This is a genomic window from Mycobacterium sp. MMS18-G62 (assembly GCF_053877835.1).
The window spans coordinates 5,375,720-5,400,158 of record NZ_CM132662.1 but is presented as its reverse complement, the minus strand read 5'-3'; the positions used below and the strand labels follow the sequence as shown (position 1 = coordinate 5,400,158).

Annotated in this window: 26 protein-coding genes; 15 read left to right on the top strand and 11 right to left on the bottom strand. The window is 63.8% G+C overall.

The window, feature by feature from the left end; translation table 11 throughout:
* Positions 1-93: 93 nt before the first annotated feature.
* From ACWW36_RS26900 to ACWW36_RS26885, 4 genes are all read left to right on the top strand, one after another.
* Positions 94-480, top strand: coding sequence for a hypothetical protein (locus ACWW36_RS26900; RefSeq protein WP_456138978.1), 387 nt, complete (start codon positions 94-96; stop codon positions 478-480).
* A gap of 558 nt (positions 481-1,038) precedes the next feature.
* Entirely contained in the window at positions 1,039-1,323 is a 285-nt protein-coding gene (locus ACWW36_RS26895; protein ID WP_456138977.1) for a DUF732 domain-containing protein, read from the top strand.
* A gap of 510 nt (positions 1,324-1,833) precedes the next feature.
* A complete protein-coding gene (locus ACWW36_RS26890; protein ID WP_456138976.1) occupies positions 1,834-2,454 on the top strand; it encodes a hypothetical protein in 621 nt (206 codons plus the stop codon).
* 14 nt (positions 2,455-2,468) lie between these two features.
* Positions 2,469-3,095: a hypothetical protein gene (locus tag ACWW36_RS26885; protein ID WP_456138975.1), complete on the top strand. Its 627-nt coding sequence runs from the start codon at positions 2,469-2,471 to the stop codon at positions 3,093-3,095.
* Positions 3,096-3,149: 54 nt separating this feature from the next.
* On the opposite strand, the gene ACWW36_RS26880 is transcribed toward ACWW36_RS26885, so the two are convergent.
* The 3 genes from ACWW36_RS26880 to ACWW36_RS26870 form a co-directional block, all read right to left on the bottom strand.
* Entirely contained in the window at positions 3,150-3,437 is a 288-nt protein-coding gene (locus ACWW36_RS26880; RefSeq protein WP_456138974.1) for a CD225/dispanin family protein, read from the bottom strand.
* A 322-nt stretch (positions 3,438-3,759) separates the two neighbouring features.
* Positions 3,760-4,059 (bottom strand): DUF732 domain-containing protein, encoded by a 300-nt coding sequence (locus ACWW36_RS26875; protein WP_456138973.1) that lies wholly within the window; start codon positions 4,057-4,059, stop codon positions 3,760-3,762.
* A gap of 145 nt (positions 4,060-4,204) precedes the next feature.
* Entirely contained in the window at positions 4,205-4,486 is a 282-nt protein-coding gene (locus tag ACWW36_RS26870; RefSeq protein ID WP_456138972.1) for a lipoprotein LpqH, read from the bottom strand.
* Between the two features lie 37 nt (positions 4,487-4,523).
* Here ACWW36_RS26870 and ACWW36_RS26865 point away from each other — a divergent pair, with 37 nt between their 5' ends.
* Positions 4,524-4,766, top strand: a complete 243-nt coding sequence (locus ACWW36_RS26865; RefSeq protein WP_456138971.1) for a hypothetical protein — start codon at positions 4,524-4,526, stop codon at positions 4,764-4,766.
* Between the two features lie 427 nt (positions 4,767-5,193).
* On the opposite strand, the gene ACWW36_RS26860 is transcribed toward ACWW36_RS26865, so the two are convergent.
* The 4 genes from ACWW36_RS26860 to ACWW36_RS26845 all read right to left on the bottom strand — a co-directional run bounded on the left by ACWW36_RS26860 (position 5,194) and on the right by ACWW36_RS26845 (position 10,549).
* Positions 5,194-5,823 carry a DJ-1/PfpI family protein gene (locus ACWW36_RS26860; RefSeq protein ID WP_456138970.1) on the bottom strand — a complete coding sequence of 210 codons (630 nt, stop codon included), beginning with the start codon at positions 5,821-5,823 and terminating at the stop codon, positions 5,194-5,196.
* A gap of 130 nt (positions 5,824-5,953) precedes the next feature.
* Positions 5,954-6,754: a DUF1906 domain-containing protein gene (locus ACWW36_RS26855; RefSeq protein WP_456138969.1), complete on the bottom strand. Its 801-nt coding sequence runs from the start codon at positions 6,752-6,754 to the stop codon at positions 5,954-5,956.
* Positions 6,735-7,625, bottom strand: a complete 891-nt coding sequence (locus ACWW36_RS26850) for a cutinase family protein (protein ID WP_456138968.1) — start codon at positions 7,623-7,625, stop codon at positions 6,735-6,737. The genes ACWW36_RS26855 and ACWW36_RS26850 overlap by 20 nt, the downstream gene beginning before the upstream one ends.
* Before the next feature lie 80 nt (positions 7,626-7,705).
* On the bottom strand, positions 7,706-10,549 hold the full coding sequence (locus ACWW36_RS26845) for an MMPL/RND family transporter (protein ID WP_456138967.1): 2,844 nt from the start codon (positions 10,547-10,549) through the stop codon (positions 7,706-7,708).
* A 198-nt stretch (positions 10,550-10,747) separates the two neighbouring features.
* On the opposite strand from ACWW36_RS26845, the gene ACWW36_RS26840 reads away from it, so the two are divergent.
* Both ACWW36_RS26840 and ACWW36_RS26835 read left to right on the top strand, forming a co-directional pair.
* Positions 10,748-11,431, top strand: a complete 684-nt coding sequence (locus ACWW36_RS26840; protein WP_456142640.1) for an ABC transporter ATP-binding protein — start codon at positions 10,748-10,750, stop codon at positions 11,429-11,431.
* The gene (locus ACWW36_RS26835) at positions 11,428-13,929 is read left to right on the top strand and encodes an ABC transporter permease (RefSeq protein ID WP_456138966.1); all 2,502 of its coding nucleotides are present in this window, start codon (positions 11,428-11,430) and stop codon (positions 13,927-13,929) included. The genes ACWW36_RS26840 and ACWW36_RS26835 overlap by 4 nt, the downstream gene beginning before the upstream one ends.
* Here the strand turns inward: ACWW36_RS26835 and ACWW36_RS26830 are convergent.
* The 3 genes from ACWW36_RS26830 to ACWW36_RS26820 all read right to left on the bottom strand — a co-directional run bounded on the left by ACWW36_RS26830 (position 13,846) and on the right by ACWW36_RS26820 (position 16,959).
* A complete protein-coding gene (locus ACWW36_RS26830) occupies positions 13,846-14,610 on the bottom strand; it encodes a lycopene cyclase domain-containing protein (RefSeq protein WP_456138965.1) in 765 nt (254 codons plus the stop codon). The genes ACWW36_RS26835 and ACWW36_RS26830 overlap by 84 nt on opposite strands.
* A complete protein-coding gene (locus tag ACWW36_RS26825; RefSeq protein ID WP_456138964.1) occupies positions 14,607-16,100 on the bottom strand; it encodes an FAD-dependent oxidoreductase in 1,494 nt (497 codons plus the stop codon). Before ACWW36_RS26825 ends, ACWW36_RS26830 begins: the two co-directional genes overlap by 4 nt.
* Before the next feature lie 172 nt (positions 16,101-16,272).
* Entirely contained in the window at positions 16,273-16,959 is a 687-nt protein-coding gene (locus tag ACWW36_RS26820) for an esterase (protein ID WP_456138963.1), read from the bottom strand.
* Between the two features lie 109 nt (positions 16,960-17,068).
* Here ACWW36_RS26820 and ACWW36_RS26815 point away from each other — a divergent pair, with 109 nt between their 5' ends.
* From ACWW36_RS26815 to ACWW36_RS26805, 3 genes are all read left to right on the top strand, one after another.
* Entirely contained in the window at positions 17,069-17,734 is a 666-nt protein-coding gene (locus ACWW36_RS26815; RefSeq protein ID WP_456138962.1) for a hypothetical protein, read from the top strand.
* 100 nt (positions 17,735-17,834) lie between these two features.
* Positions 17,835-18,623, top strand: a complete 789-nt coding sequence (locus ACWW36_RS26810; protein ID WP_456138961.1) for an SDR family NAD(P)-dependent oxidoreductase — start codon at positions 17,835-17,837, stop codon at positions 18,621-18,623.
* A gap of 28 nt (positions 18,624-18,651) precedes the next feature.
* Positions 18,652-19,836, top strand: a complete 1,185-nt coding sequence (locus ACWW36_RS26805; protein WP_456138960.1) for an acyl-CoA dehydrogenase family protein — start codon at positions 18,652-18,654, stop codon at positions 19,834-19,836.
* An 18-nt stretch (positions 19,837-19,854) separates the two neighbouring features.
* Here ACWW36_RS26805 and ACWW36_RS26800 read toward each other — a convergent pair whose 3' ends face one another.
* Complete coding sequence (locus ACWW36_RS26800) at positions 19,855-20,826, bottom strand: aldo/keto reductase (RefSeq protein WP_456138959.1); 972 nt, start codon at positions 20,824-20,826, stop codon at positions 19,855-19,857.
* Positions 20,827-21,032: 206 nt separating this feature from the next.
* Here ACWW36_RS26800 and ACWW36_RS26795 point away from each other — a divergent pair, with 206 nt between their 5' ends.
* From ACWW36_RS26795 to ACWW36_RS26775, 5 genes are read left to right on the top strand one after another with little or no spacing between them, the layout of a single operon-like run.
* A complete protein-coding gene (locus ACWW36_RS26795; protein WP_456138958.1) occupies positions 21,033-21,503 on the top strand; it encodes a hypothetical protein in 471 nt (156 codons plus the stop codon).
* Complete coding sequence (locus tag ACWW36_RS26790; RefSeq protein WP_456138957.1) at positions 21,500-22,438, top strand: FAD:protein FMN transferase; 939 nt, start codon at positions 21,500-21,502, stop codon at positions 22,436-22,438. Before ACWW36_RS26795 ends, ACWW36_RS26790 begins: the two co-directional genes overlap by 4 nt.
* Positions 22,435-22,995: a ferric reductase-like transmembrane domain-containing protein gene (locus ACWW36_RS26785; protein WP_456138956.1), complete on the top strand. Its 561-nt coding sequence runs from the start codon at positions 22,435-22,437 to the stop codon at positions 22,993-22,995. Before ACWW36_RS26790 ends, ACWW36_RS26785 begins: the two co-directional genes overlap by 4 nt.
* On the top strand, positions 22,992-24,203 hold the full coding sequence (locus tag ACWW36_RS26780; RefSeq protein WP_456138955.1) for an NADH-ubiquinone oxidoreductase-F iron-sulfur binding region domain-containing protein: 1,212 nt from the start codon (positions 22,992-22,994) through the stop codon (positions 24,201-24,203). The genes ACWW36_RS26785 and ACWW36_RS26780 overlap by 4 nt, the downstream gene beginning before the upstream one ends.
* Positions 24,200-24,436 (top strand): ferredoxin, encoded by a 237-nt coding sequence (locus ACWW36_RS26775; RefSeq protein ID WP_456138954.1) that lies wholly within the window; start codon positions 24,200-24,202, stop codon positions 24,434-24,436. Before ACWW36_RS26780 ends, ACWW36_RS26775 begins: the two co-directional genes overlap by 4 nt.
* Positions 24,437-24,439 lie beyond the last annotated feature (3 nt).

Genomic DNA, 24,439 nt, shown 5'->3' with positions numbered 1-24,439 from the left:
TTCGGAGACGGTCGCAGCTTGACGCAACAAACGCTGAGAAATCTCCCACGCCGGCTGCGGGTTCGTCGAGGAGGACGGCGGTCTATGTAGGCGATGCCGATCATCGCGACGACGAACACGAACGCCGCGCCATCACCGGAGCGCGTCAAAGAATCCGCCAAGAATCCGCCAAGGCGTCAGCCGCAACCTTTACGCAACGGACCGCCTGGTCCGCTTCAGCGAAAGGAAGACATGAACCACAACATGAAGAAGATAGCCGGCAAGGTCGTCGTGTCCGGCGCACTCGCACTGGCCGCCCTTGGACTGGCGGCTGGCACTGCCCAGGCCTTCAACCCGCAACCGGATCCCCCGGGCAAGCCGTCCATTGTCTCCGTCAACCCGGGACTGACCGTGAGCAACCCCGGCACAGTCGGCGTCAACCCCCAACAGTCGCAACTGGGCGGCACACAAGCTTTTTCAACATTCCCCACTCCCTGGTAATCGGCGCTGGCGGCTGATCGTTCGCAGACAAAGGGGGCTACGCACTTACCCGCGTAGCCCCTGAGCACTCAGCGCCTCCGGATGATGGCCCGTAAGCGAACCGACGGTCATCCAAAACCGCTGTGCAGCAGCACATTCCACGGACATTTGGCATGCGTTTCGCTGTGGAGCGTAAGTGCAGTTCTGCAAAGCGGTCGAGGTAGCGGGCAACACGAAGCGGTAGCTAGCGGAATCCCCCGGTGCATTTTCGCCCGCCAGCTGATCGGCCGCCCGCGCCCCCGCACGCCATAGCAGGCTGAGTCCGAGCTACAACGGCGGGAATTAGATTCGCTAGGTCCGCCGGAACCTTCGTGAAGGAGTTGAGCGAGAGCGTCGCGACAGCTCCACCGCGGATGGGCGGCCCAACGACATTCCGGGTCGTGTCCGCGTCAGATGCCCCGCCGAGGATTGATCGCCGGAAAAACCTCATGCGCATGACGAGGACGCGCGAACATGGTTTGCTAGATGTTTCGTTTGACCTGACACCAGCAGGACCGGTTCCAAAGGGGGGAATCCAATATGACGAAAGCAGCAATTGCAGCGGTGGGGATCGGCATCTTGCTGGCCTTCGCGCCACCGGCTCATGCAAGCGACGACGCGCAGTACATTGCCGACCTGCAAGCCGCCGGCGTCACGTTGCAAGGCAGTAACCAGCCGCTGATCGATGACGGCCACATAATCTGCCAGGCTATTCAGGGGGGAACGCCCGCCGGGGCAGTCGCCGAGGCCCTCGCAAATTCCACCCAGATCTCTGTCGACGCTGCCAATGTCATCGTGGGTGCAGCTGTAAAAGATCTCTGCTAGCCAGGGCGGGTCCGAGCCAAAACCGTTGGACTCCCAAGAAATAACGGGTATCAAGCTACGACGCTGCAAACTACCCGACGCGAAACAGTCGTCGCAGATGCGGCAATTCGACGCGATGAGTTCCGCCAGCGATTCCAGAAACTCAGGCAGGGCAGGCGATTTGACGAGCATGTTCAGCCTGACCCCGTAGACGTCTAATACGCGCTCGAGCCGATTTCACCTCTGCCTGTTCCGGGGCTGTGGGAAAAGACGGACGCGAGGTGGCTTGTCGCCCGAACAGCCGACCGAACCGCACGTGGTCGACGGGCGCCAACCGCGGCCCGCCGGGCCTCCATATTTGCCCATACGCAGGCGATTGTGACGCCCAGCGTCGCCTGCCTGCTCGGAATTTGCGAGTTCGAGCTGGCAAGGCCGCAAAAGTGATTTTGACGTTAACGTCACGCAGGGTGCCGCCGCCGGGTTATATAGCAGTTATATATAGCTGTCACCAAGCAAAAACGGGGGAAAATAATGCGGGCATCTACGACTGGCTTGGCGATCGCTGCAGTGTTGGTCGGCGCTACCGTGGCGAGTTGCGGCGGCGGCGACGACGAGAAGTCCGACACGTCATCACCGTCGGCGGCATCGTCGAGCTCGGCCGCACCCACCTCCACCAGCGCAGCGGCCAGTCCGTCTGGCGCGCAACCAAGCGACTACACCGCATTGCTCATCAAGCCAGAGGACATCGGCAGCGACACCGTCGCCGATGGGCCACCGATACCGAATCCCAGCGGGGTGACCGGCGCCGGGCAGACATTCAAGAATCGGGAGGGCACGCAGTTCGTCATCGACACAGTTGCGGTCTTCGACAATCCCGGCGCAGCTACCGACACCATCCCGCACATGAAAGACGCTATCGCGCAGAAGATCTCGGGCACGCCGCAGCCGGTCGACATCGGCACAGGCGGATTCATGGTCGCCGGCACGTCGACCGATAACACCAAGGCACTGACCGAAATCGTGTTCACGCAGGGCAGAGCAATGGTCGATCTCGAGTTCGCCAGCGCCCCCAACGATCCTGTCCCGCCGGAAATTGCGATGGGAATCGCCACCAAACAGGACACTGCCGTCAAGAACGGCTTGCCCGGCTAATCAAGGAGTTCCGCGTGAAGGTTTCGGTGGCGGCTGCCGGCTTAGCGGCGGGCACCTTGGTGCTAGGTGCGGCGGTTACCGGCTGCGGTAGCGACGAGTCGTCAAGCCCGTCGTCGTCCAAGTCATCGTCGTCGTCGGCGTCCGCCGCGTCGTCAGCGGAACCGACCTCGAGCAGTGCTGCCGCCCAGCCGTCGGACTACAGCAATCTGCTGATCAAGCCGGCCGACATCGTCGTACCGGGCGACACCTTCAGCCTGACGCAGACGCTACCGGTGCCCAATCCGGCTGGAATTGAAGGCGTTTTCACCAATCAGAATGACTCCCGCAAGGTCGACGACACGATCTATGTCTATCCCGACGCCGCCGCGGCGTCACAGGCGCTCGACGCGAGCGCCAAGGCGATTCCCGAATTGAGCGTGAAGGCAACACCAGAACCAGCCGATGTGGGCACCGGTGGTCAGATCGCGGTGGGGCCGTCGCCCGACGGCTCGAAAGCCAAAGGCGTGCTGATGTTCACCCACGACAAGGTCTTCGTCGTCCTTGAGTTGGAGAGCGAAGCGAACGACCCGGTGCAGCCGGACTTCCTCCTCGATCTCGGTAGAAAGCAGGACGAGGCCATCGCGGCCGGATTGCCTGACTGAGCATTCCTGCGGTCAGGGTTCTGGCCAGCATGTGTGGTCGACGGGCCAGTGAAGTCAGCTCGTGCTGGTGTCGATGTTCATGTCGATCACGCCTGCGGCGATGAGAACGCCGTAGATGACGATTGCGGCGATGCCCAAGATCGCGCTCCACATCGCCCACTTCCGTGCGCTATCTGAGGCTGCCTGCGCGCCAGCGTAATTGCCTTGAGCCCACAGTCCGGAAACTTGAGACGCTTTCACGATCGACACGATGCCGAGGGGCAGGCAGCAAAACAGTGTCGTCAGGATCGCGAAAACCAGGTGACTACTTGGTTGCTGTGCGGGAGGCAATTGTTGAGCCATGTGTATCTTTCCTTAACGCTGTTTCGCTGGGTTGAAGCGGTCTTACCGTACCTGAGAATGTCCCACCGAGAGGCGACAAAAATGAAATTCGTCAACGCCGGTTGGGTGCCACGCAGAATTCTGGTACTGCTTTTACGCAGTTACGAGCACACATTTGCCGATTGAGTCCAACTGTGATGAGTTGGCAATGGATCACAATTTGCGATGCCATACGGAATCAGCAATGCGGGATACGTCGCATCGCGTATAGAACGGCGGCCGGATTAAATCTGGTCGCCTGAAATGACCTGCGTGACGGGTCAGTCGTATATCGGTTCGCCTTTCACCCTGTGGGGCACAAGTCCTTGACGGCAAGGTTCACGGCCGCGTCGGCTTGAGCGTGGCTCAGATTGACGGCGTTGTCGTAGTACGTCTGGGACAACGTGTTGGGGTCGTGGCCAGCTGCTATGGCCGCGCAGACGGTATGTCCGTCGGCGATGAGTCCCGCCTCGTCGCCGCCGATGCCGGCGGAATTCAGATCTTGTATGTAGTCCGCTTCCGCGGTGGTAATCGCGTACGCAGCGGGCGCAAAGACCACCCCGAGCGCACATATCGCGGCTGCCGCGCATAGTGGCTTGATCATCTTGCCTTCTTTCGGTTTCGCCGGGCGGGTTGCCCGAACAGCATCAAGCTAAGACGATCAACGCGCGCCTGGGGCCGAAACGGTTCAGAAATTTAGCTGAACGTAAATATTGCTGTGATCGGACAGGTGCAGCGAAGAGTGGACGTCAGGGGCAGGTAGCGTCGATCTCGAAGGGCTTGCTGACTTGTTGCGTCGGGTTGGCATTGTCGACTCCGGTTGCCGTGCCGGTGATCTTGTAGTGGTTACCGTCTTTGGTGGCGCTGGCCGTGTTGCCGGGCACACCCTCTGTGAAACTCAGAACGGCACCGTTCACGTCGCCCAGCCCGATGTTGTGGACGACCGAACCGTCGGGCTCGAGGCCAACGATGACACCCGTGATCACGTCGCCGATCGCGATGGAGAACTTGCCGTCAGTGGTCGCGCACACCACTTGACCATCGACGTTCCGCGGCTGCCCGTCGATCGTGACCGTGGCAGATCCCGCCGCACCTGAGGCCGATACCGATGTGGTCGCGCTAGCCGAGCTGGCGGCGCTGCTCGACGACGCCGCGGTCGAGGACGTGCTGGAGGATTCGTCATCGCCCTTCGAACAGGCGGCCACACCTCCGACCGCGATTGTCGCGGCACCGATGGCGATTATCAATTCATATTTCACCGATTTCTCCTTCGCCAGTGATCCGCGTTTCACGGAGTCTCCCGCAGTATGACCGGATAATGCGCGGTTGCTTGCAGATTTGGCAACAGAGGACGGAGCGATTGAATGTTGTTCTACCGGCGAGTTAGCTAGTGGACCTTGCTATAGGCGAGAAATAATTGGCAACGTGCCGACGCCTGCAGGTCGTCCTAAATTCGGAGTGGATTCTCTCGACAGAGCCACACTCAATTTCTCAAACGCCGTAGCCAATTGTGTGGGTTCGCGTGCTGACGGAATGTGAGACCGCGGTAGCGCGTCTGGTGTGAATGGCGGGCTGCTACGAAGGTGGTGGCGCCGGCGGTACGGCTCCACCGCAGCCGCCCGGCGGGGCCGGCTGGGGGATCGGCCCACCACCCACTACACATTGCAGGCCGGGCGAGAGAAGCCCATACGGGTGGCCGATCATCGGCGCTCCGTACTGAATTGCGTGCCCTTCACCATCAGTCGCCAAGGGCCGCAACCGCCATGTCGTAGATCCGTTTCGGCGCCTTCGACGGTGAGCCCGCGTCGAATGGCGGCTGAGGGTCGTATTCGATGGCGAGCTGAATGCTTTGGGCCACTTCGGGTCCGGCGATCTTCGCGGCAAGAGTGAGGGCAACGTCTATGCCGGCGGAGACTCCGGCACCCGTCACGATCCGTCCCGCGGTGACCACGCGTTGTTCCGTTGGTTGGGCGCCGTAGGAGGCAAGAGCGTCGTAGGCGCTCCAGTGGGTGGTGGCCGGCAATCCGTTGAGCAGCCCCGCGGCGCCGAGCAGTAGCGCGCCTGTGCATACCGAGGTTGTCCACGTCGTGTGCGGGTGGGCCTGGCGGATCCAGTCGACGATCGGGTGCCCGTCTGCGGCGTACTGGCCCGCGGCGGGACCGCCGGGCACAAGCAGCACGTCCGGACGTGGCACATCGGCGAACGTCGCGTCGACGCGCATGTGCACGAGGTCGTTATGGTCGTCGATCATGCCCGTGCGCTCGGCGCAGATGATCATCTGTGCGCCAGGCAAATAGGTGAGTACCTCGTAGGGGCCGATTGCGTCGAGGGCGGTAAATCCTTGGTACAGACCGAGGGCAATGATCATGGGGCATTCCCTTGTACGTCGGCGTCGCGTTTTCGCCAGAGCTACTTCCGAAGCACGGCTACTTGCCTGATCCCACGCGCGAGCTTAGCGGTCTGCGTATGCCAGCAACCCCCGTTCGCGATTGCCCGTATCAGCCGCGAGCGAGATCCCACTGCCCGAAGTCGGCCGCCAGCACCTCGTCCACATCCACGTGGACACCTCCTAGCGCCACGCCCGGTTCTGACGGGCCGACGACCACAGACTGAAAAAGCACGGCCGCAGGCTCGCGCTCGCCATGCGACCACGCTTTGGTCTGCCAGGCCCACGCGTATCCCGGGGTGGTCGAGCGCCCGATGACGCCGTCCGCCAAAGCCCACCCGCACGCTCGGTTATGGCCGTAGATGCCTGTGCGGCCCACTCCGAGTACCGAGTTGATCCCCCGGAACCATTGCAGCGCAACGTTTTTCCACGTGTTGACGTCGATGTCCTCGTCGACACTGAAGAAGATCGGAGCCGAAGCCGGCCCGCCCGCCGCACCATGCAACCGCAGTGCTGTCTGAGCGTCCGCCACACCGCCGTCATAGCCACGCGTGTAGTCGGAAGGCGTTGGCCAACCGGGTTTTCCGTACTGATAACAGCTGACGGCATGAAGACCCGCCGCGCGCAGCGCATCCGCATACTCACGGCTGACGGGCTTGAAATCGAAGGTTGCCCCCGGCCGCAGTTCGGACACATAAACCAGCGCCCCTGCAAAACCTGCCGCTGCGATCTGATCCGCCGGCACCAGCCGCTCTGCAAAATCGATCAGCTGAGGGTTCGCGGCCGACGCCTTCGGCTCGGCAAAGCCAACCGCTGCAAGGCTCGCGAGAGCCGGGGCGGTCAGCGCATATCTCAGGACGTCGCGTCGTGAAACGGCGTTGCTCAGGCGCCTGTCACGCGGGGCCGATGACATGGCAGACAGTGTCACACCTCAACAACGTCCCGGGGGGAAGTGGGTGAAGTGCGTCAAACGGCGGCGGAGCCGGGGCCGACGATTGTGGCGGTGGCGCGGCGGGCGGTGGTTCGGCGGGGGCAGGCGGTGCGGCAGGAACAGGTGCCTGCGGTGGTGCGGCTGCGGCAGGCGCTTGCGGTGCCAGCGGTGGTGCGGCTGCGCGCGAATCTGCCAACACCCGACCCGCGGCGAAAGTGGCCGCCTGGTCGATCATCCCGGTGTCCGCGTACTGCATGTGCGCGTTGAAATCCCTTCCGCCCGAACAAACGAAGTCGTCGGGGACACACAAGTCCATCGTCTTGGCCGCATACGCCGGGCCGACGACGATCTGCGGCTGATTGATCGCTCCCATGAACCGGGCGTTTGGTTTGCCGAACAGGGCCACTGCGGCGACGTGGTTGGCGACGTCGGGCGGCATCGGATTCGGTACGCCGTCAGGCGCTCCGTCCGGTATGACATTCGCGGTGACAAAGCCCATCACGGCTGCGCCTTGAGAGAATCCGCCGAGCACCATCTTGGTGTTGGGACAGTTCGCCGCCGTGGCTTCGATGTGCGCGCTGGCGTCCCTTATGCCGACCAGCGCCGTGGGGAAGTCGATCGTGGCGGGATAGTCCACCGGATAGACCCCGATCGATTTTGCGCCGAGCTTTGCGCGTACGGAGTCCACGAACGCCTGTCCCGTTGGCCCCACACCGGGGTCCTCAGTGGTGCCGCGCGCGAACACCACCTCGACGTCGGGGCACGGCAGCGCGGACGCGGACGGAACGGCTGCGCTCAGCGCCGCCAAGCTTGCTCCAGCACTGATGAAAACAGCGACATGGCGTCCCCTCACCGCGCAATGCTTACATAGGCGAACGACGAGGGCGATTCGAAAATCAAACAGCCGATGAACACCGCGTGACCGGAAACGTGCTACCACTTTGCCGGTGCGGGGCGGGCCCGCACGACCTGCGGCCACCAGAACCAACGGCCCAGGGCCGCAGCAATAGACGGCGTCATGAACGCCCGAATCACCAGGGTGTCGAACAACAGACCCAACCCGATCGTCGTGCCCATTTGGGCGACCACAACCATGGCGCTGACTGACATCGACATCATGGTGAACGCGAACACCAGGCCGGCCGCGGTCACGACGGATCCGCTGCCGCCCATGGCACGGATGATCCCGGTGTTGATCCCGGCGGGTATCTCTTCCTTCATCCGCGCCACCAACAGCAGGTTGTAGTCCGCGCCGACTGCCAACAGGATGATGACCGCCATTGCCATCACCATGAATTGCAGGTCCAAGCCGACCAGGTGCTGCCAGAACAGCACCGAGAGCCCGAAGGATGCGCCGAGCGACAGCACCACGGTGCCGACGATGACGCCTGCCGCGACCACACTGCGCGTAATGATGAGCATGATGATGAAGATCAGCGTCAGCGCGGCGACACCGGCGATAAATAGGTCGTAACTGTTGCCTTCCTGCATGTCCTTGAAGGTGGAGGCGGTGCCGCCGAGGTAAACCCGTGATCCCTCCAACGGCGTGCCCTTGATGGCTTCAAATGCGGCGGTCTTGATGGCGTCGATGCGCTCAATGCCGTCCGCGCTGAGCGGATCCTCTTCGTGCGAGATGATGAACCGCACCGCGTGGCCGTCGGGAGAGATGAAGTTGTCCATGCCGCGCTTGAAGTCTTTGTTGTCGAAGATCTCCGGTGGCAAGTAGAAGCTGTCGTCGTTGTGGGAGTCGTTGAATGCATCACCCATGGCGGACCGGTTCTCGTCCATCGCGGCCTGCTGATCCTGCTGGCTCGACTGACTGGAGTGCATCTCCAGCATCATCTTCTGCATTTTCTTCATTGTCTCGATCTGCTGCGGCATCACCGCAATCAGCTGCGGCATCAGGGAGTCGAGCCGTTCCAAGTCTGGAAGCAGCGCCTTGACGTCATCGGTGGTGGTGTCGACGCCGTCCAGCGTGTCGAAAACCGATCGCATTGACCAGCAGACCGGGATGTCGTAGCAGTGCGGCTCCCAATACAAGTAGTTGCGGAGCGGGCGGAAGAAGTCGTCGAAATCGGCGATGTGATCACGTAATTCGGCGATGTCGATGGTCATGTCTCTCGTCCTGCCCACCATGGAATGGGTGACGGCGCTCATCTCTCCCATCAACGAGTTCATCTTCGTCATCGTGTCGATGGTCGTCTGCATGTCGTTGGCCTGCACCAGCATGTTGTCCATGGTTTGTTGCGAGTACGAGCGGTTCATCTCCTGAAAAGTGCCGCTCATGCTGAGCTGAGCCGGAATCGTACTGAACTTCAAGGGTTTACCCTCGGGGCGGGTGATCGACTGCACCCTGCCGATGCCGGGCACCCTCGTCACCGCCTTGGCGATCCGATCGATCACCAGAAAGTCCGCCGAGTTGCGAAGGTCTTTGTCCGTTTCGACGAGCAGCATTTCGGGGTTCATCCTGGCGACGGGGAAATGTCGTTCGGCCGCCGCGAATCCCTGGTTCGCCGGCAGGTCGGCGGGTAGGTATTTGCGGTCGTTGTAGCTGGGCTGGTAGCCCGGCAGGGTAAGTAGGCCAACAAGGGCGAGTAGGACCGTCACGGTCAGGATCCAGCCCGGCCACCGGACGACGGCGGCACCAAGGCGCCGCCAAAAGCGAATCCGCATGGCGCGCTTGGGCTCTAATAGTCCGAAGCGACTCGCGACAGTGATTACCGCGGGCCCCAGAGTCAGCGCCACAAGCACCGCGACTACCATTCCGACCGCGAGCGGGATGCCCAGCGTCTGGAAGTACGGCAATCGGGTGAAAGAAAGACAGAATGTCGCGCCGGCGATCGTCATGCCCGAGCCCAGCACCACGTGGGCGGTGCCGTGGAACATGGTGTAGTAGGCCGACTCGCGGTCTTCGCCGATCGTACGGGCCTCTTGGTAGCGCCCGATCAAGAAGATCGCATAGTCGGTCGTTGCGGCGATCGCGAGGGTCACCAGGAGCTGAGTCGCGAACGTCGACAGCCCGATCAGGTTGTGGTAGCCGAGGAACGCCACCACACCACGGGTCACCGAGAGGCTCAACACCAGGATTGTCAGGACGAGCAGGACTGTGACGATCGACCGGTAGAAGAACAGCAGCATGAAGATGATGACGGCGACCGTGACGAGTTCGATGATTCTGATGCTGGAGTTGCCGGCGTTTTCCTGGTCTGCCTGCAGTGCCGGCCCTCCGGTCACGAAGACCTTGACCCCCGGCGGCGGAGACAATCCCGCGATGACCTTCTGCACCGCGGTGACTGACTCGTTGCCGAGCGCCTCGCCCATATTCCCGGCGAGATAGACCTGCACGTAGGTGGCTTTGCCGTCTTCGCTCTGCGCTCCGGCACTTGTCAGCGGGTCGCCCCAGAAGTCCTGAATGTGCTGGACGTGCTTGGTGTCGGCACGCAGCTTGGCGATCATGTCGTCGTAGAAGCGGTGCGAGTCCGCGCCGAGGGGCTCCTGGCCCTCCAGGACGATCATGGCCGAGCTGTCGGAGTCGAACTCCTGAAAGACCTTGCCGACGCGCATCATCGCCGCCACCGACGGTGCGTCTTTGGGAGACATCGAGACCGCCTGCATCTCGCCAACGACTTCGAGCGGCGGCACGGTCGTCATCAGCACCGCGATGAGCGCTACCCAGCCGACGATGATGGGGACCGCCAATCGGCGGATCCACCTGGCCACGCCGGTTTTCCGCGGCTGCTCGGCGGGGATGACGGGGTCGATCGTCGGGGCGCTCACGAGCTCCTCATCGGTGTATTTCGCTCAGTCATACCAGAATCGGCCGTCACACAGCGCGGTCCGACTCCGGCGGCGACCCATTGCATCACCTTTGCGGTTTCCCATCTTTGCAGACCAGGCAGTACGACACTAAGTACTCAGCGGAACTTTGCTGTTCGTGGGGAAGAGCGGGGAGACGGGGTGTCAGCGCGCATAGAAATGTCCGAGGTCGTGCGGGAATACCGTGCAGGCGGACAGACGGTCCGAGCGTTGGACGCCGTCTCCATGTGCATCGACGCCGGCCAATTCGTCTCCGTCGTCGGGCCGTCCGGCTCAGGCAAGAGCACTTTGCTCCATCTGCTAGGTGCGTTGGACTCTCCCGATTCGGGTTCGATACATTTCGACGGCGTCGAGATCGCCAATATGACCGACGACGAGCAGTCGAGTTTTCGCCGGCACCAGGTCGGCTTCATTTTCCAATTCTTCAACCTCTTGCCGACTCTATCGGCGTGGGAGAACGTGGCGATTCCGAAATTGCTCGACGGCGAAAGGTTGAGCCGGGCCAAGCCTGATGCAGTGGGTCTATTGGAGGCCGTCGGACTTGGCAACCGCATCGATCATCGCCCGGCCGAATTGTCCGGTGGGCAGATGCAACGGGTGGCGGTCGCGCGGGCGTTGATTATGAACCCCCGACTGATCCTGGCGGACGAACCGACCGGCAATCTCGATTCGGCGACAGGCGACGCGATCGTGGACTTGCTGCGAAATGTGGTTCACGACGGGGAAATACATCCGTCGGTCGTGATGGTGACGCACAACGTCGAGGCCGCTTCCGCAGCGGATCGGATCATCACCCTGCACGACGGCGTGGTGATGACAGACGTGCTCAATACAGCGCCATGATTCCCGCGACTTTCAGCCGCCTGCATCTCATCAACCTGCGCGAATTGCGAACGCATTGGGGGCGCGCAGCCGCTTCTGTGGGAGTCGTCGCCGTTTCCGCTGCCTTGCTCGTGGCAGTACTGGGCATCTCTGGCTCAGCGACCGGTTCCGCCGAGCGCCTCGCCAACAGCATCGGCGGTGCCGCGGCGCTGGAGGTTTCCGGGGTCACTGACTCCGGATTCGACGAGTCGCTGCTCAACGCGGTCGCCGGTGTCAAAGATGTCTCCGCAGCGGTGCCCGTGTTGCGGATGCAGATGACCGCACACTCGGATCGCTTCATTTTCGTCGGTGTCGACCGCAGCGTTATGGCGCTGCAGTCCGACCTGGCGAATGCTGTTGAGGCTCAAATCGAACCGGGTTCCCCGCTGGAGTCGATACCCGACGGGGTAGTGGTGGGTCCGGCCATCGGCGTCGCCACGGGTGACCAATTCGATTTGGCCTCAACGAGGGTCACCGTAGCGGTGGTCGCGTCGGGTCCATCGGCGCGACGACTCAACGGTGGTCACTTCATCTTCGCGCCCCTCGCGCTAGCACAGCGAATTACCGGCCGTGAGCATCGGCTGGACTCGATCATGGTCGTCACGAAGCCGGGCGCGGACATCGAACAGGTTCGAAAAGATGTCACGGCGGCCGTCGCCGGCCGGGCGGTGGTGGCAGAACCCGCTTTTCGCGCCGGTCAGACCGGCCGCTCTCTGGCGCTGCTTCAATCCATGATGCTGTTGGCGGCTTCGATTTCGTTTGTCGTTGCCGCCTACCTGAGTTACAACGCGATGAGCATCGCGATCGCTCAGCGGCGCCCGATCATTTCGACGTTGCGCGCGCTTGGTGGCCGGCGACGGACCATTGTCTCCGCCATGCTCGCGGAAGCGGCCGTACTGGGCTTCGTCGGCGGAGTGATCGGTTCTGTATTCGGCATATTCGTCGGCCGCATTTCCATCGGCAGGCTGCCGCCGGCGATCGTCGAGTCGGTGGAGGCACACGTCGACTACGTCCTACCGCTCTACGTCGTACCTGTGGCCATCGTTGCGTGCGTCGTGGCGAGTGTGGCCGCATCGGCCTTGGCGGCGAGGCAAATTCACCGCGTCGCTCCGGTCGAGGCGCTAGCACCGATCGGTGTTGCCTCGACTGAGGCAGGCTCGAGGCCCGCTCGGATCGCAGCGGGCGTCATCGGGGTGATCCTGTTCGCGGTAACGATCCTGTTGGTTACCGGCGACTTTGGCCGCATCGCCGTTGCCTCAATGGCGTTGGCGTTCGTCGGTGGCAGCGCGATCTGCTTCGCCTTGTCGGATCCCATCATCGCCGCCGCAGCGGCAGTTGCACGCCTGTTGGGTCCAGCAGGTGCGCTCGGCGCCGCCGCAATCGAGCGCGCGTCGCGACGGATGTGGGTCGCCACCATGACGGTGTTGACTGCGGTGGCCACCACGGCATCAGTAGTTGGCATCAGCAGCAATGCCATCGACTCTATTGTGGCGTCCGTCTCCTCGACCGGGGACCCCGATTTCTGGGTCAGCACCACAGGTCCGAGCGACTATCCCACCGCGACACTCTTGCCCGCCGACACCGAATCCCGAGTGTTGTCCGTGCCAGGTGTCAGTCGGGTAGTGGCCGAGCAGAAGGCATTTGGCACGGTAGGAGATATCAAAGTGATGTTGCTCGGGGTCGCTCCCGGTTCTCATCAACCCATCTACGACGCACTGTCCACCGCGGATCGCGAAAAGCTCGATGCCGCAGAAGGTGTCGCGGTATCGCGCGACCTCGGCGAGGAGCTCGGTGTCTCGGCCGGTGAGAACGTCCTCTTGCAGACGCCCAGCGGTGAACGCGATGTACGGGTGCTCGATACGGTCCCGTACTTCTCGGGCGCCGCGGGGACCATCGCGATCGACCTGAAGACCATGCAGCAGTGGTTTGTCCGGCCGGGTGCCACCGACCTGGAAATCACGGTCGAACCTGGATTCGACGCCGCCTCGGTACGTGCGGCGATACTGAAGGTGGTGTCAGCAGATGTCTTTGTCTACTCGGGCCGCGAAGCCTTGGCCGGTCTGAGAAAAGGTCTCAGCGCATACAGCGCGATAACGATGACCATTGCGTGGATCGTCGTGGTGGTGTCGGTGGTCGGCCTAATGAATACGTTGATGCTCTCGGTGCTGGACAGGCGTCGTGAGATCGGTGTTCTACGGGCGATGGGGGCAACGCGCCGCTTCACCCTTAATTCCATACTCGCCGAAGCGGGCGCCATCGGCATCGTCGGCGGTTTACTCGGGCTGATGATAGGCGCTGCAAGCCAATACCTGACCGCGATCGCGCTGACGAACGCGCTTGGCTTCGAGGTGACCTACCAAGCTCAGCCTGGGATGGTCGCCATTGGCCTTGGCTCACTAGCCAGTTGTCTCGTAGGCGCGGTGCCACCGGCGGTCCGCGCCGCTCGCCTCAACATCGTTGAGGCGGTCTCGGTCGAGTGATACGCGGGTGAAGTGTTCGGCGAGGCTGGAAAACATCAGGCCGTACGCGAACGCAAACAACAGTTCCTCCAACGGCACGCCGGCGAGCACCACGCCCGAGACAGCGTGCAGGTTCCACACCTTGAAGATGTAGCCCGGAAATACCGCATTGAACGCCAGGAAGAACGTGAAATATATTCCCAGGAAGACAATTCCGCTGCCGATCATCTTCCTGACCAGATCTGGCTGGTACAGGCTCGTCGCGGCAGCGCCGGCTAAAAGCGCGATGATGGCGATATAGATTGGGTTCACGTCCGTCGTGGCGACGAGTGCAACAAACACCAGGGGTGCAACCGACAGCGCGAACCGGTGGATTCGGCGGACGCAGTGCTGTCGGCCCAGGTTTCGTTGGCGCATCGTGCCGAGCGCTGCATAGACGGCTGCGGCGACGCCTCCTGTCGCGAACTGGAACACCACACTTTCGATGTCGAAGCCAATTCTGTGGTTCAGATTGAAAAGGCTTGGGGGACTCCAATAGACAGGAACGAACACGGGCTGGGCGAGTCCCCACAGCGCGGCTACTGCACTCACCCGCATGATCAGCCGCCGACGGTCGGCATCTGCGTGGACCCAGAACGCGAGCCAGATGAGCGTGGCGCCGAAGCTGCCGGCTAGATACGCGTAGTTCAAATGGCCACTCATCGCGTCGCCGAGACCAATTCTTCGAGCGGACCGCAACGCACATCGAACCGTTCGCGTACGGTGTCGAGGGCATGGCGCTGGTGTTCACGCTCGCGCCGATGCGAGACCAGGAACCTCACCCCACGCATTAGTTGGCGCGGGAATGGGTACCACCGATCGAAGTCGACTCCGCATTCGAGAAACACCTTGGTCGGAACCACGTCGGAGACGAGGCTGACGTTGTAGACGGCGAGGGACAAGAGCGCATAGGGAAACACCGCATTCGACTTCGCCCGCAGATCCTGCGCATCGACTTCATAGAGCGGGAGGTCCAGCAGCTCGCCCAAGAACAGCAGATGCGTCATGAAGTAGGCCATGACCGACATCAAATTGAATGTGGCAGAACGCGACTGGATCGAGAGCACTGAGCCACTACCGGAAATGTACGGCTCGTAGGGATAGTCGTCGCGCATGTATCCGGTGCAGTTGACTATCCAGCTGCCAGGCTGGACCGACTTCGTCGACCCGCTACGGAAAACCATGTCGGTCGCGCCCGTGCGGTCGACGACGTCCACGAGGTGGTCCATGATCACATCGTTGAGGCCGGCGGAGATCGTGTCGTTCTCCGACTCGGACAGCATGCCCAGCAGGAAGTTGCCGGTGTCAGGGGTCAACCACGTGCCGTACGTGGAGCGCATCCAGTCCCGGACGGCTGTCTCGTTGGTCCCGTCGAAACGACGGGCAGTTTCCACGCCGATATCGCTCACGAGCGTGCCGCCCCACCAGCGCCGGACCCCGCTGGGGAAGCATCGGTCGCGGCTGAGGAAGTAGGTCCCGGTGCCGGCCACGAGGTTCACTTCACGGCCGGGGTATTGCGTGATCAGCGCGTGCGCAGTATCCATCGCGGTCTTGCCGCCACCAATGACCCACACTGGCGAATCACTGGCTCGCATGTCGTCGCCACCCATGTCGCAGAAGTCAGGGGACACCGACTGGATTCGCTTGCTGGAAATCTCGAGCGGATCGTTGGGCGTGATGCGGAAGCCGTAAGCCTTGATCAGCCGCGTCGTCTCAACCACTAGAAGCTGGCCGTCGGTAGACCTACAGGTGATCCGCACGATCCCGTCGTCTTCGTCGTGGGACTCCATCGACCAGCCGAAGCGCTGTTCGACGTGCACCCGCTGTTTGATCACGTCGAGGCAGTGTTCAAGGTGATTGAGGACCTCGCCCTTCGTTGCCAGGTGTGCGCGGTCCCGGTCGAGAGTCCACTTGATGTTCCCGGCGGTGAACGCGGGATGCGGCTGGTGGAGCCGCACATACGGGTAGGTGTCGACCCACATGCCGCCAACCCGCTCCCGGCGGTCGATGAGGACGACCTTCTGATCGCGAGACAGGTATTGGCTGGCCACGAACAGGACATTGAGTCCGGTGAGGCCGGCTCCCACGATGCAGACGTCGCACCTGGTTACAGGGACGTCTCGAGTCGCGTCAGGGGGTGGCAGTCCAGTCATCGCGCTTCATTGTGTGTTGCGCGTGTCGCCTGCGGACGATTTCAGCAAAATAACGCTTGAGAAATTTATTTGCGACCGACAGCACTGGAAATGCTGTTAGAGAAGTGGATACGGTTGTATGAATGCCACCCATTGGCCTGTCGGTCGATCGGATGGCAAACGCAGGCCGGTTCTAGGCGAGCATCGGGTCGATCGCGGAGCGCGGGACCAGCACCTGCATGGCACCGGCTGCTTCGGGCAGCAGTTGACCCTGGCTGAAGAAGAAAATGACCCCGTCGTTGGTGACCGCGAACTCCTGGTAGTTCATCGGGTCATAGCCGGCGGTCGGCGCTATCGACACCTGTTGTCCCGTCTGCTTCTGCACATCACTTTGGACGATGGGGAAGACCGTCTTCAGCGGATCGTCAACGCGCCACAACGTGTCGTAGGTGATCGGCTTGCGATAGGTCTGGTCCCAGTTGAACGCCTTGAACGACGTTTGTGGATGCGCGGCGCCGACGTTTTGGTACACCTTCAACACCGCGGCCTGTGTGCCGCGCGGCGGTATCGCAGATCCGTAGTTCGTCGACGTGATATCGAGCGCATAGGGCAGTTCGCGCGGCGCGGGCGACTTGGCCACGGCGAGGAAAGCATCGCGGGTCTGGGTGATGTAGTCCGCGAGAGACTTCTGGTCGGGGTAGTCGGTCGGGAAGCTGATGTCGAGGTTGTATCCGGCGTCGGACTCCTGAATCTGGCACGCCGAGCCCATCTGGACACCCTTGAGGTCGGCGCAGTAGTTCTTCGGCGCGGCCGCGGCGATGCCGGAAGAGCTGAACAGAATGACAGCGGCGGCCGCGACGGCCACTTTGAGGTTGCGCATGGCGGTTTTCCTCCCCAGAGCAAACTGCGGCGCCACCGCCGCGACGGAGAGATTACTAGAATCAGTCACGCAAGCTGCAGCCCATAACGTCTGAGGGGGGCGAGCTTCAGTGAATCTGGTCAAGAGGATCAGGCAGGCCGTGATACCGGTCGCCGTTGTCGCCATGGCTACCGCCGTCACGGCGCCCGTTGGCGCCGAACCGTCCACCCAGGTGATCACGGTTGCGCCTGTCGGGCCGAGCGGCCAACCGATCAACGGCTACCAAGAGGCGCCGTCTGCAGGCAACGTCACTTCCGTCAGTGACTGCACGACGGCGTCGCTGTCGGCGGTGGCTGACGACATCTATGCGTGCTCGCCCAGTGCCGCCGGCGCCGACCCCTGCTGGCCATCGACGCCGGAATCGCTTCTCTGCCTTGACGATCCGTGGAATAAGCAACTCCATCGGGTGACCCTCACCGGCCCATTGCCGCCCGTGCAGGCACCCGCGATCAGCGATCCCGTCGCGTTACTTCTCGACGACGGCACCCAGTGTCGACTGCGCAACGGCGGCGCGTGGGGTGGGCGCGATGACGGCTACGTCGGCGTGTACGGCTGCGGTGGCGCCGACGCAGTCCTGTGGCTGCCGAGCCAGGGACCGGGCACGTGCGTCGATCGGTCGATGCCCGCGTGGACGGTCAAAATCGGCCAACTCGGCGCACCGACCGAGCACTTTCCGCCGCCACAGACCCACGCCGTGACGACGGCATGGTTTTCAGGCAACTCCGTGACTGCCTAATTACGCGTCGCGGCGTATCGTTATTCCGCGAAAAGGCATCACACGGCGCGGCACAGATGTCAGACTTCCCCTGCCATGCCGCGGGCAGAGAGGAAGACACATGGTGAGCGCCGATCGCGCCCATTCCCGCACCTTCGTCGTGACAGGCGCCGCATCCGGCATCGGCCTGGCCACCGCCCAGCGCCTGCTTGCCGAGGGCGGCACCGTCGTCGGCGCCGACCTGGCGGCCCCGCCCGACCTCGGCCCGCGGTTCACCTTCGTGACCGCAGACATCACCGACGAAGATGCGGTCGCCGCGATCATGGCCGCCGTACCGGACCGCCTCGACGGAGTCGTCCACGCTGCCGGCGTCGCCGGCGGCGGCCCTGTCCACCTGCTCGACCGCGCCGAATGGGACCGCGTCATCGGGATCAACCTCACCGGCACGTTCCTGGTCGCCAAGGCCGCGCTGGCCCGAATGATCGAGCAGCCCCGAGTCGACGGTGAGCGCGGTTCCATCGTCACCCTCGCAAGCATCGAAGGCCTGGAAGGGACGGCTGGCGGCAGTTCATACAACGCAGCCAAGGGCGGCGTCGTGCTGCTCACCAAGAACATCGCACTCGACTACGGCCCGAGTGGCATCCGCGCAAACGCGATCTGCCCCGGCTTCATCTCGACGCCCATGCTCGACAGTGTCTTCGGCATGCCCGGCATGGAGGGCCCGAAGGCGTCGATCACCGAAGAGCATGCCCTGCAACGGCTGGGCCGCCCCGACGAGATCGCCGCCACGGCGGCCTTTCTCGTGTCGCCCGACTCATCCTTCGTCAGCGGACAGGCCATCGCCGTCGACGGTGGCTACACCGCCGGCCGCGATCACGGCGTGGTTGCGCTCTTCGGCTTCCCCAAATGACTTCGAAACCCGTGATAGGAGAACGCCAATGACGTCGACAGTCGAATCGAATGATCGCGTCGTCGCGCTGGCCCGAGGCATGCGTGACCTCGTTCAGAAGGAGGCTGCCGAATCCGAGCAGATGCGCACGCTGACTGGCGCGATCGTCGACGAAATGTGGGCCAGTGGCCTGATGTCGGCGTTCAATCCTGTACCGGCGGGCGGCGTCGAGCCCTCGTTTACCGAGATGATCGAGACCTGGATTGAAATGGCCTGGCAGGATGGCTCTTTCGGTTGGGTAGGTATTGCGAACCTGCCCTCGTCCTTCGCGGCCGCGGCCTATCTGTCCGACGAAGGTTTCGCGGAAGTATTCACCGCACACGACAATCGGGTGACGATGGGCGGCCAGTTCTTCCCGAACGGGCAGGGCACCGTCGTGGACGGCGGCTACCGGCTGAGCGGATCGTGGAGCTTCGGCTCGGGCATCGGTCATTCGCAATACGTCGCCGCGGGATTCCTGCCGATGGACAACGGAGAGATGCGCTGGATCAGCGAAGGCATCCCCGACATGCAGGTGGCAATCGTTGCCCGCGAAGACATCTCGTTCAACGACGGTTGGTTTGTCCAGGGGCTCAAGGGAACCGGATCCTACGACTACAGCGCCGAAGATGTGTTTGTTCCTGCGAGCCGGACGTTTCCGCTCTTCGCCCGCGAGCCGCGCCGCGGTACCTCACCCGCTACTCGCATGGGGCTGATGCCGGTGACCGCGGCCGGTCACGCGTCGTGGGCGCTTGGCGTCGCCAAGAGCATGCTCGACGACGTCCAGGAGCTCGCCGCAACCAAGTTCCGGATGAGCGACATGGCGTCGCTGGCCAGCCGCCCGACGTTCCAGAAAGGGCTTGCCCACCACGTCGCCGCCTGGCGCGCCGCGCGTCTTCTCGTGCTCGACGCCTTCACGACGGCCGAGGCAGCGGTCGCCGCGGGCGACGCGCTGACCCCGACGTTGCGCGCCGACATGCGCGCCGCCGCCGTCTACGCCACCGACGTCGCCCGTGGCTGCGCCGAGTGGGCCCACCTGGTCGCGGGCACGAGCTCGATTCGCGAGGGCACTCGTCTCGAACGCGCGTTCCGTGACATGTACACCGGAACCCAGCACGCCTTCATCAGCGAGAAGGTGGCCATCGACGCGGCTCAGATCTGGCTCGGCATCATCGAGGACCAGTTCGGGCTCTAAGCCCTGGCACCTACGCCATCACCGTCGCCCGAGCTTCTCGCGGACCAGGTCCATTAGGAATCGCCCCGAGGAGGTAGGCCGGAACGCGCGGGCGGCGTCGGTGAGTGCGTCGCGCATATCCGCGGGGAGCTCGATGTCGGCGGCCGCGACGTTGAACTCGAGTTGCTCGACACTGGAGGCGCCGGGGATGGCGACGACGCCGGGCAGGCTGATCAGCCAGGCCAGCGCGACTTGAGCCGGCTTGGCGCTGACCTGCGTGGCGACGTCGCGCAACGTCTGCAAAAGCGGCTCGACGCGACGCAGGTTTTCGGTGCTGAACAGTGGGTTGAACGCGCGAACACCACCGGGCCGATTGTCGAGGCCATACTTGCCACCCAGTAGTCCCTGCGCCAGCGGGCTGTAGGCAATCACGATGCGGTTCTCTCGCTCTGCGAACGGCACCAAATCGTCGAGCGGCCCCGCGTGGGCCAGCGAGAAATGGACTTGGTTGCTGATCACCGGGCGCCCGAGCGCGGCATCGGCTTTTCGCCATCGTGCGAGTGAGTAATTCGACACGCCGGCTGCGCCGATGTCGCCGTTGTCGAGTAGGTCACGCATTCCCGGCATGATCACCGAATCGGGCACCACCGGGTTCGGCTGGTGAATCTGGTAAAGCGGGATCCGGTCCAGCTGGAGCCGCCGCGCACTCGCGTGCTCGCGCTGCTTGACCACGAGGGGGAAAGGAGCGACCGGGAAAACCTTGCTCGCCACCACAACTTCGGCGCGCTCGTCGCCCAGCGCCTCGCCGAGGATCCGCTCGCTCTTGCCCAACCCGTATATCTCGGCGGTATCGAACAGGGTGACCCCGAGGGCACGCGCGCGCTGCACGATGTCGCGCGCGGCGCCCGAGGCGTACTGGTCTCCATAGCCCCACTCGCGTGAGCCGAACTGCCAAGTGCCCAGTCCAATCCGACTGACCCGTCCGACTCCGTCGACATCGGCATACTTCATGCGCCCACCGTACTGACATCGCGGACAGCGTGCACATGGCGGTCACTGCAATCCGAAATCCCTTGTACTGCAAACTATCTGAAGGACGGGCTCGGCGGGGCCGGTGTCGTGGCGTCGCCAGCGGTCTGGCTGCCATGCCAAGCTGCTCCGCCAGTCACGCCCAGTTCTTCGAAGGCTCTAAGAAACGGCTGTCACCGTCGGTAGCCATGGACTCACCTCGTTCGGGATTCCGCAGGGCCGCGGCGGCATCGTGGGCGTTGGCCGGACTAGGCATCGCCAGCGTCGGCGGCGCCTCCGTGCTTGCGTACGCCGACACCGTCAAGCCGCCCCCCGCCGACGTACCGATTGATGCCGTCGAGCAGGCCCCGCCTGTTCCCGCTGTTCCCGAGGTGGCCCCCTCGATGACAGAAGCGCCTCCGCCGCCGCCCCCGCCACCACCAGTCACGACGGAACCGCCCGCGCCGGAGACGACCGTCGAGCAAGCACCCATCTCGACGTACAAACCGGTGCCCACGTACACCCCCGAGCAGACCGTCGAGCAAGCACCGGCAACGCAGCAGGCACAGGCGCCCACGAAGGTCACGGCCCCGCCGACCACTCAGCGGCGCATACTCACCCCCACAACCGTGATGGCTCCGAACTTCTCGCCGCACGTCACAAGGTCCCGCGGTTCATGACGGCTGGCACCGCACAGTGCACCGACACCGCGACCACGCACTGGCAGCGGTGGAGTACGACCATGCAGGTCGTCGTCACCGACTCCGACTGCCTGGTGTCCGCGCGCCGCGAAGTCGACGCCGAACTCGACGCCATCGACGTCGCCGCCTCGCGCTTTCGGCCGGATTCCGAAATCAATGCGCTCGCAACGTCATCCGGAAAGCCAACGCAAGTGAGCCGGCTGCTGGCGCGGTTACTGGCCGACGCGCTGGATGCGGCCTGCCTCACCGACGGCGATGTCGATCCCACGATGGGCGCCGCCATCATCGCCCTTGGTTATGACCGGGACTTCGCGGCAATCGACGATGCCCGACCCCTGGCCGCGTCCGTGACGGTTCCGGCGACGTGGTCGATGGTCACGTTGGACGGTCGGGTCGTCACCGTGCCGCCGGGGATTGTGCTCGACCTCGGAGCGACGGCGAAGGCCGTCGCCGCGGACCTCTGCGCTCGGCGCGTGCACGACGTGACCGGCAGCGGCGTGCTCGTCAACCTCGGCGGTGACATCGCGACGGCCGGCCCGTCGCCCGCCGGTGGCTGGCAGGTTCTCGTCCATGACGACGACGATGATCCCGCGAGTTCAGTTGCGCTGCCGGCAGGTTCGGCGCTGGCCACGTCGAGCACGCTCCGCCGTCGATGGCGCCGGGGCGGGGATTTCTTCCACCACATACTCGACCCGCGCACCGGCCTGCCTGCGGATCCGGTGTGGCGAACGGTCAGCGTCGCCGCCCAAACGTGTTTCGCCGCGAACACCGTCAGCACCGCGGCGATCGTTCGAGGATGGCGGGCGCTGGACTGGATCAAAGCCCTCGGCATGCCGGCGCGGCTGGTAGATCGCGACGGGGCCGTGCATATCGTCGGCGGATGGCCGCGGTCGGAACCCGGTGGGCGGCAATGACTGACGAAGCACTGTGGGCGCTCGGCCGCGGCACTGGAATAACGGCGCTTGCGTTTCTGACCATTTCGATGGCATTGGGAATCGCGACGCGGTCGGGCCGTTCATTGATCGCGCTGCCGAGGTTCGCCGTCGCCGATGTCCACCGCTTCGCCGCCCTGGCCGGAACACTGCTGGTAGTCCTGCACATGGCGCTGTTGTTCCTCGACCCTTACGCGCAGCTGCGGCTCATCGACTTCGTCGTGCCGTTCCTGGGTGCGTACCGGCCGCTGTGGCAAGGACTGGGAACGCTCGCCTTCGACGTGCTCGTGGTCGTGACGCTCACCAGCCTGCTGCGTCACCGACTCGGAGTGCGCGCTTTCCGTGTCGTGCACTGGATTTCGTATGCACTGTGGCCGATCGCGCTGGCGCATGCGCTTGGAAACGGGACTGACGCCGACCGCGGCTGGTTTCTGATTTTCGCGGGGTGCTGTGCAGCGATCGTCGCCGCGGCCGTGGTGTGGCGGCTACGGGCCAATTACTTCGAGTACGCCCACGCCAGACCGTCCGGGCGCTCATGACGACACCCCCGCCGGGTATACCCCGTGTGTTCGCCGCCGATGGACCCGGGCTGGCCGAACATCAGTCGCGCATCGGCGCACCGCGCAATCGCCAAGGGGTGCAGTTGATTCCGTCACTTGTCGACGCCGGTCTATGCGGACGTGGCGGTGCGGGCTTTCCCACCGGCCGCAAGATGGCCTCTGTCATGGGGCGCAAGCCGGTGGTGGTGGGTAATGGCGCCGAAGGAGAACCGCTGAGCCGCAAGGATGCGGTCCTGCTGACCCAGGCGCCACATCTGGTGCTCGACGGCCTGAACGCCGCCGCGGGAGCGGTTGGGGCCGACAAGGTCTACCTCTATCTGCACGCCGACGTCGTCGACGCGGTGACGCACGCCATCGATGAGCGGCGGGCGGCCGGACTCGACGACTATCAGGTCGATGTCGTCGAGGCCCCCGACACCTTCGTCGCGGGGGAGGAGTCCGCACTTATCAGGCACATCGAGGGCGGACCGGCGCTGCCGCGCGACCGCAAGGTCATCACCGCGATCTCGGGAGTGAGGGGACGGCCGACGCTGGTCAACAACGTCGAAACGCTGGCCCATATCGCGTTGATCGCACGGTTCGGTCCGCGCTGGTTCCGGTCGGTCGGCGACCCGTCCGACCCTGGCAGCATGCTCGTCACGCTGTCCGGCGCCGTGAACAACCGCGGGGTGTTCGAGGTACCGACGGGCGTTTCGCTGACCGAACTGCTCGCCCGCAGCGGCGCGACCGACCCTCGCACCGTGAGCGCCGTCCTCGTCGGCGGCTATCACGGCAGCTGGGTCCCTGCCGGCGCCCTGGACGGCGCCCGCTTGTCGCGGTCTGGCCTGGCGTCGTTCGGCGCGAGCCCCGGCGCCGGCATCGTCCACGCTTTGGGTGTTGGCGAATGCGGCCTTGCACGCACCGCACAAATCGCCGCCTATCTGGCCGAGCAGAGCGCGCGCCAATGCGGTCCCTGCCTCAACGGTCTGCCGCGATTGGCTGAGTTGCTCGACGAGCTCGCCTACGGCCGAGCCGGCGACGCCCTCGTCAGGGACGTGCACCGGATGGTCCGCCTCATCGACGGCCGCGGCGCGTGCCGACATCCCGACGGCACCGCCCGCATGGTCCGCAGTGCCCTTCGCGCCTTCGCCGTCGACGTCGAGCACCACCGCCACGGCCGGTGTGAAGCCGGGCTGGTCTCGACATGAAAACCACCAAGCAGGCGTCATTGCGTCTGCATATCGACTGGACACGTTGCGACGGGCGCGGGCTGTGCACCGAGCTGCTGCCCGGTGTGCTGCTGCGCGACGAGTGGGGCTACCCCCTGGCGCGTGACGGCTCGCGCGAGCCGTCGATACCGCCCAAGGAACAGGCTTTCGCACGGGCCGCCGTCGCCCGTTGCCCGCGACTCGCGCTATCACTGGTCGCGTCCGGCGAGTAGATC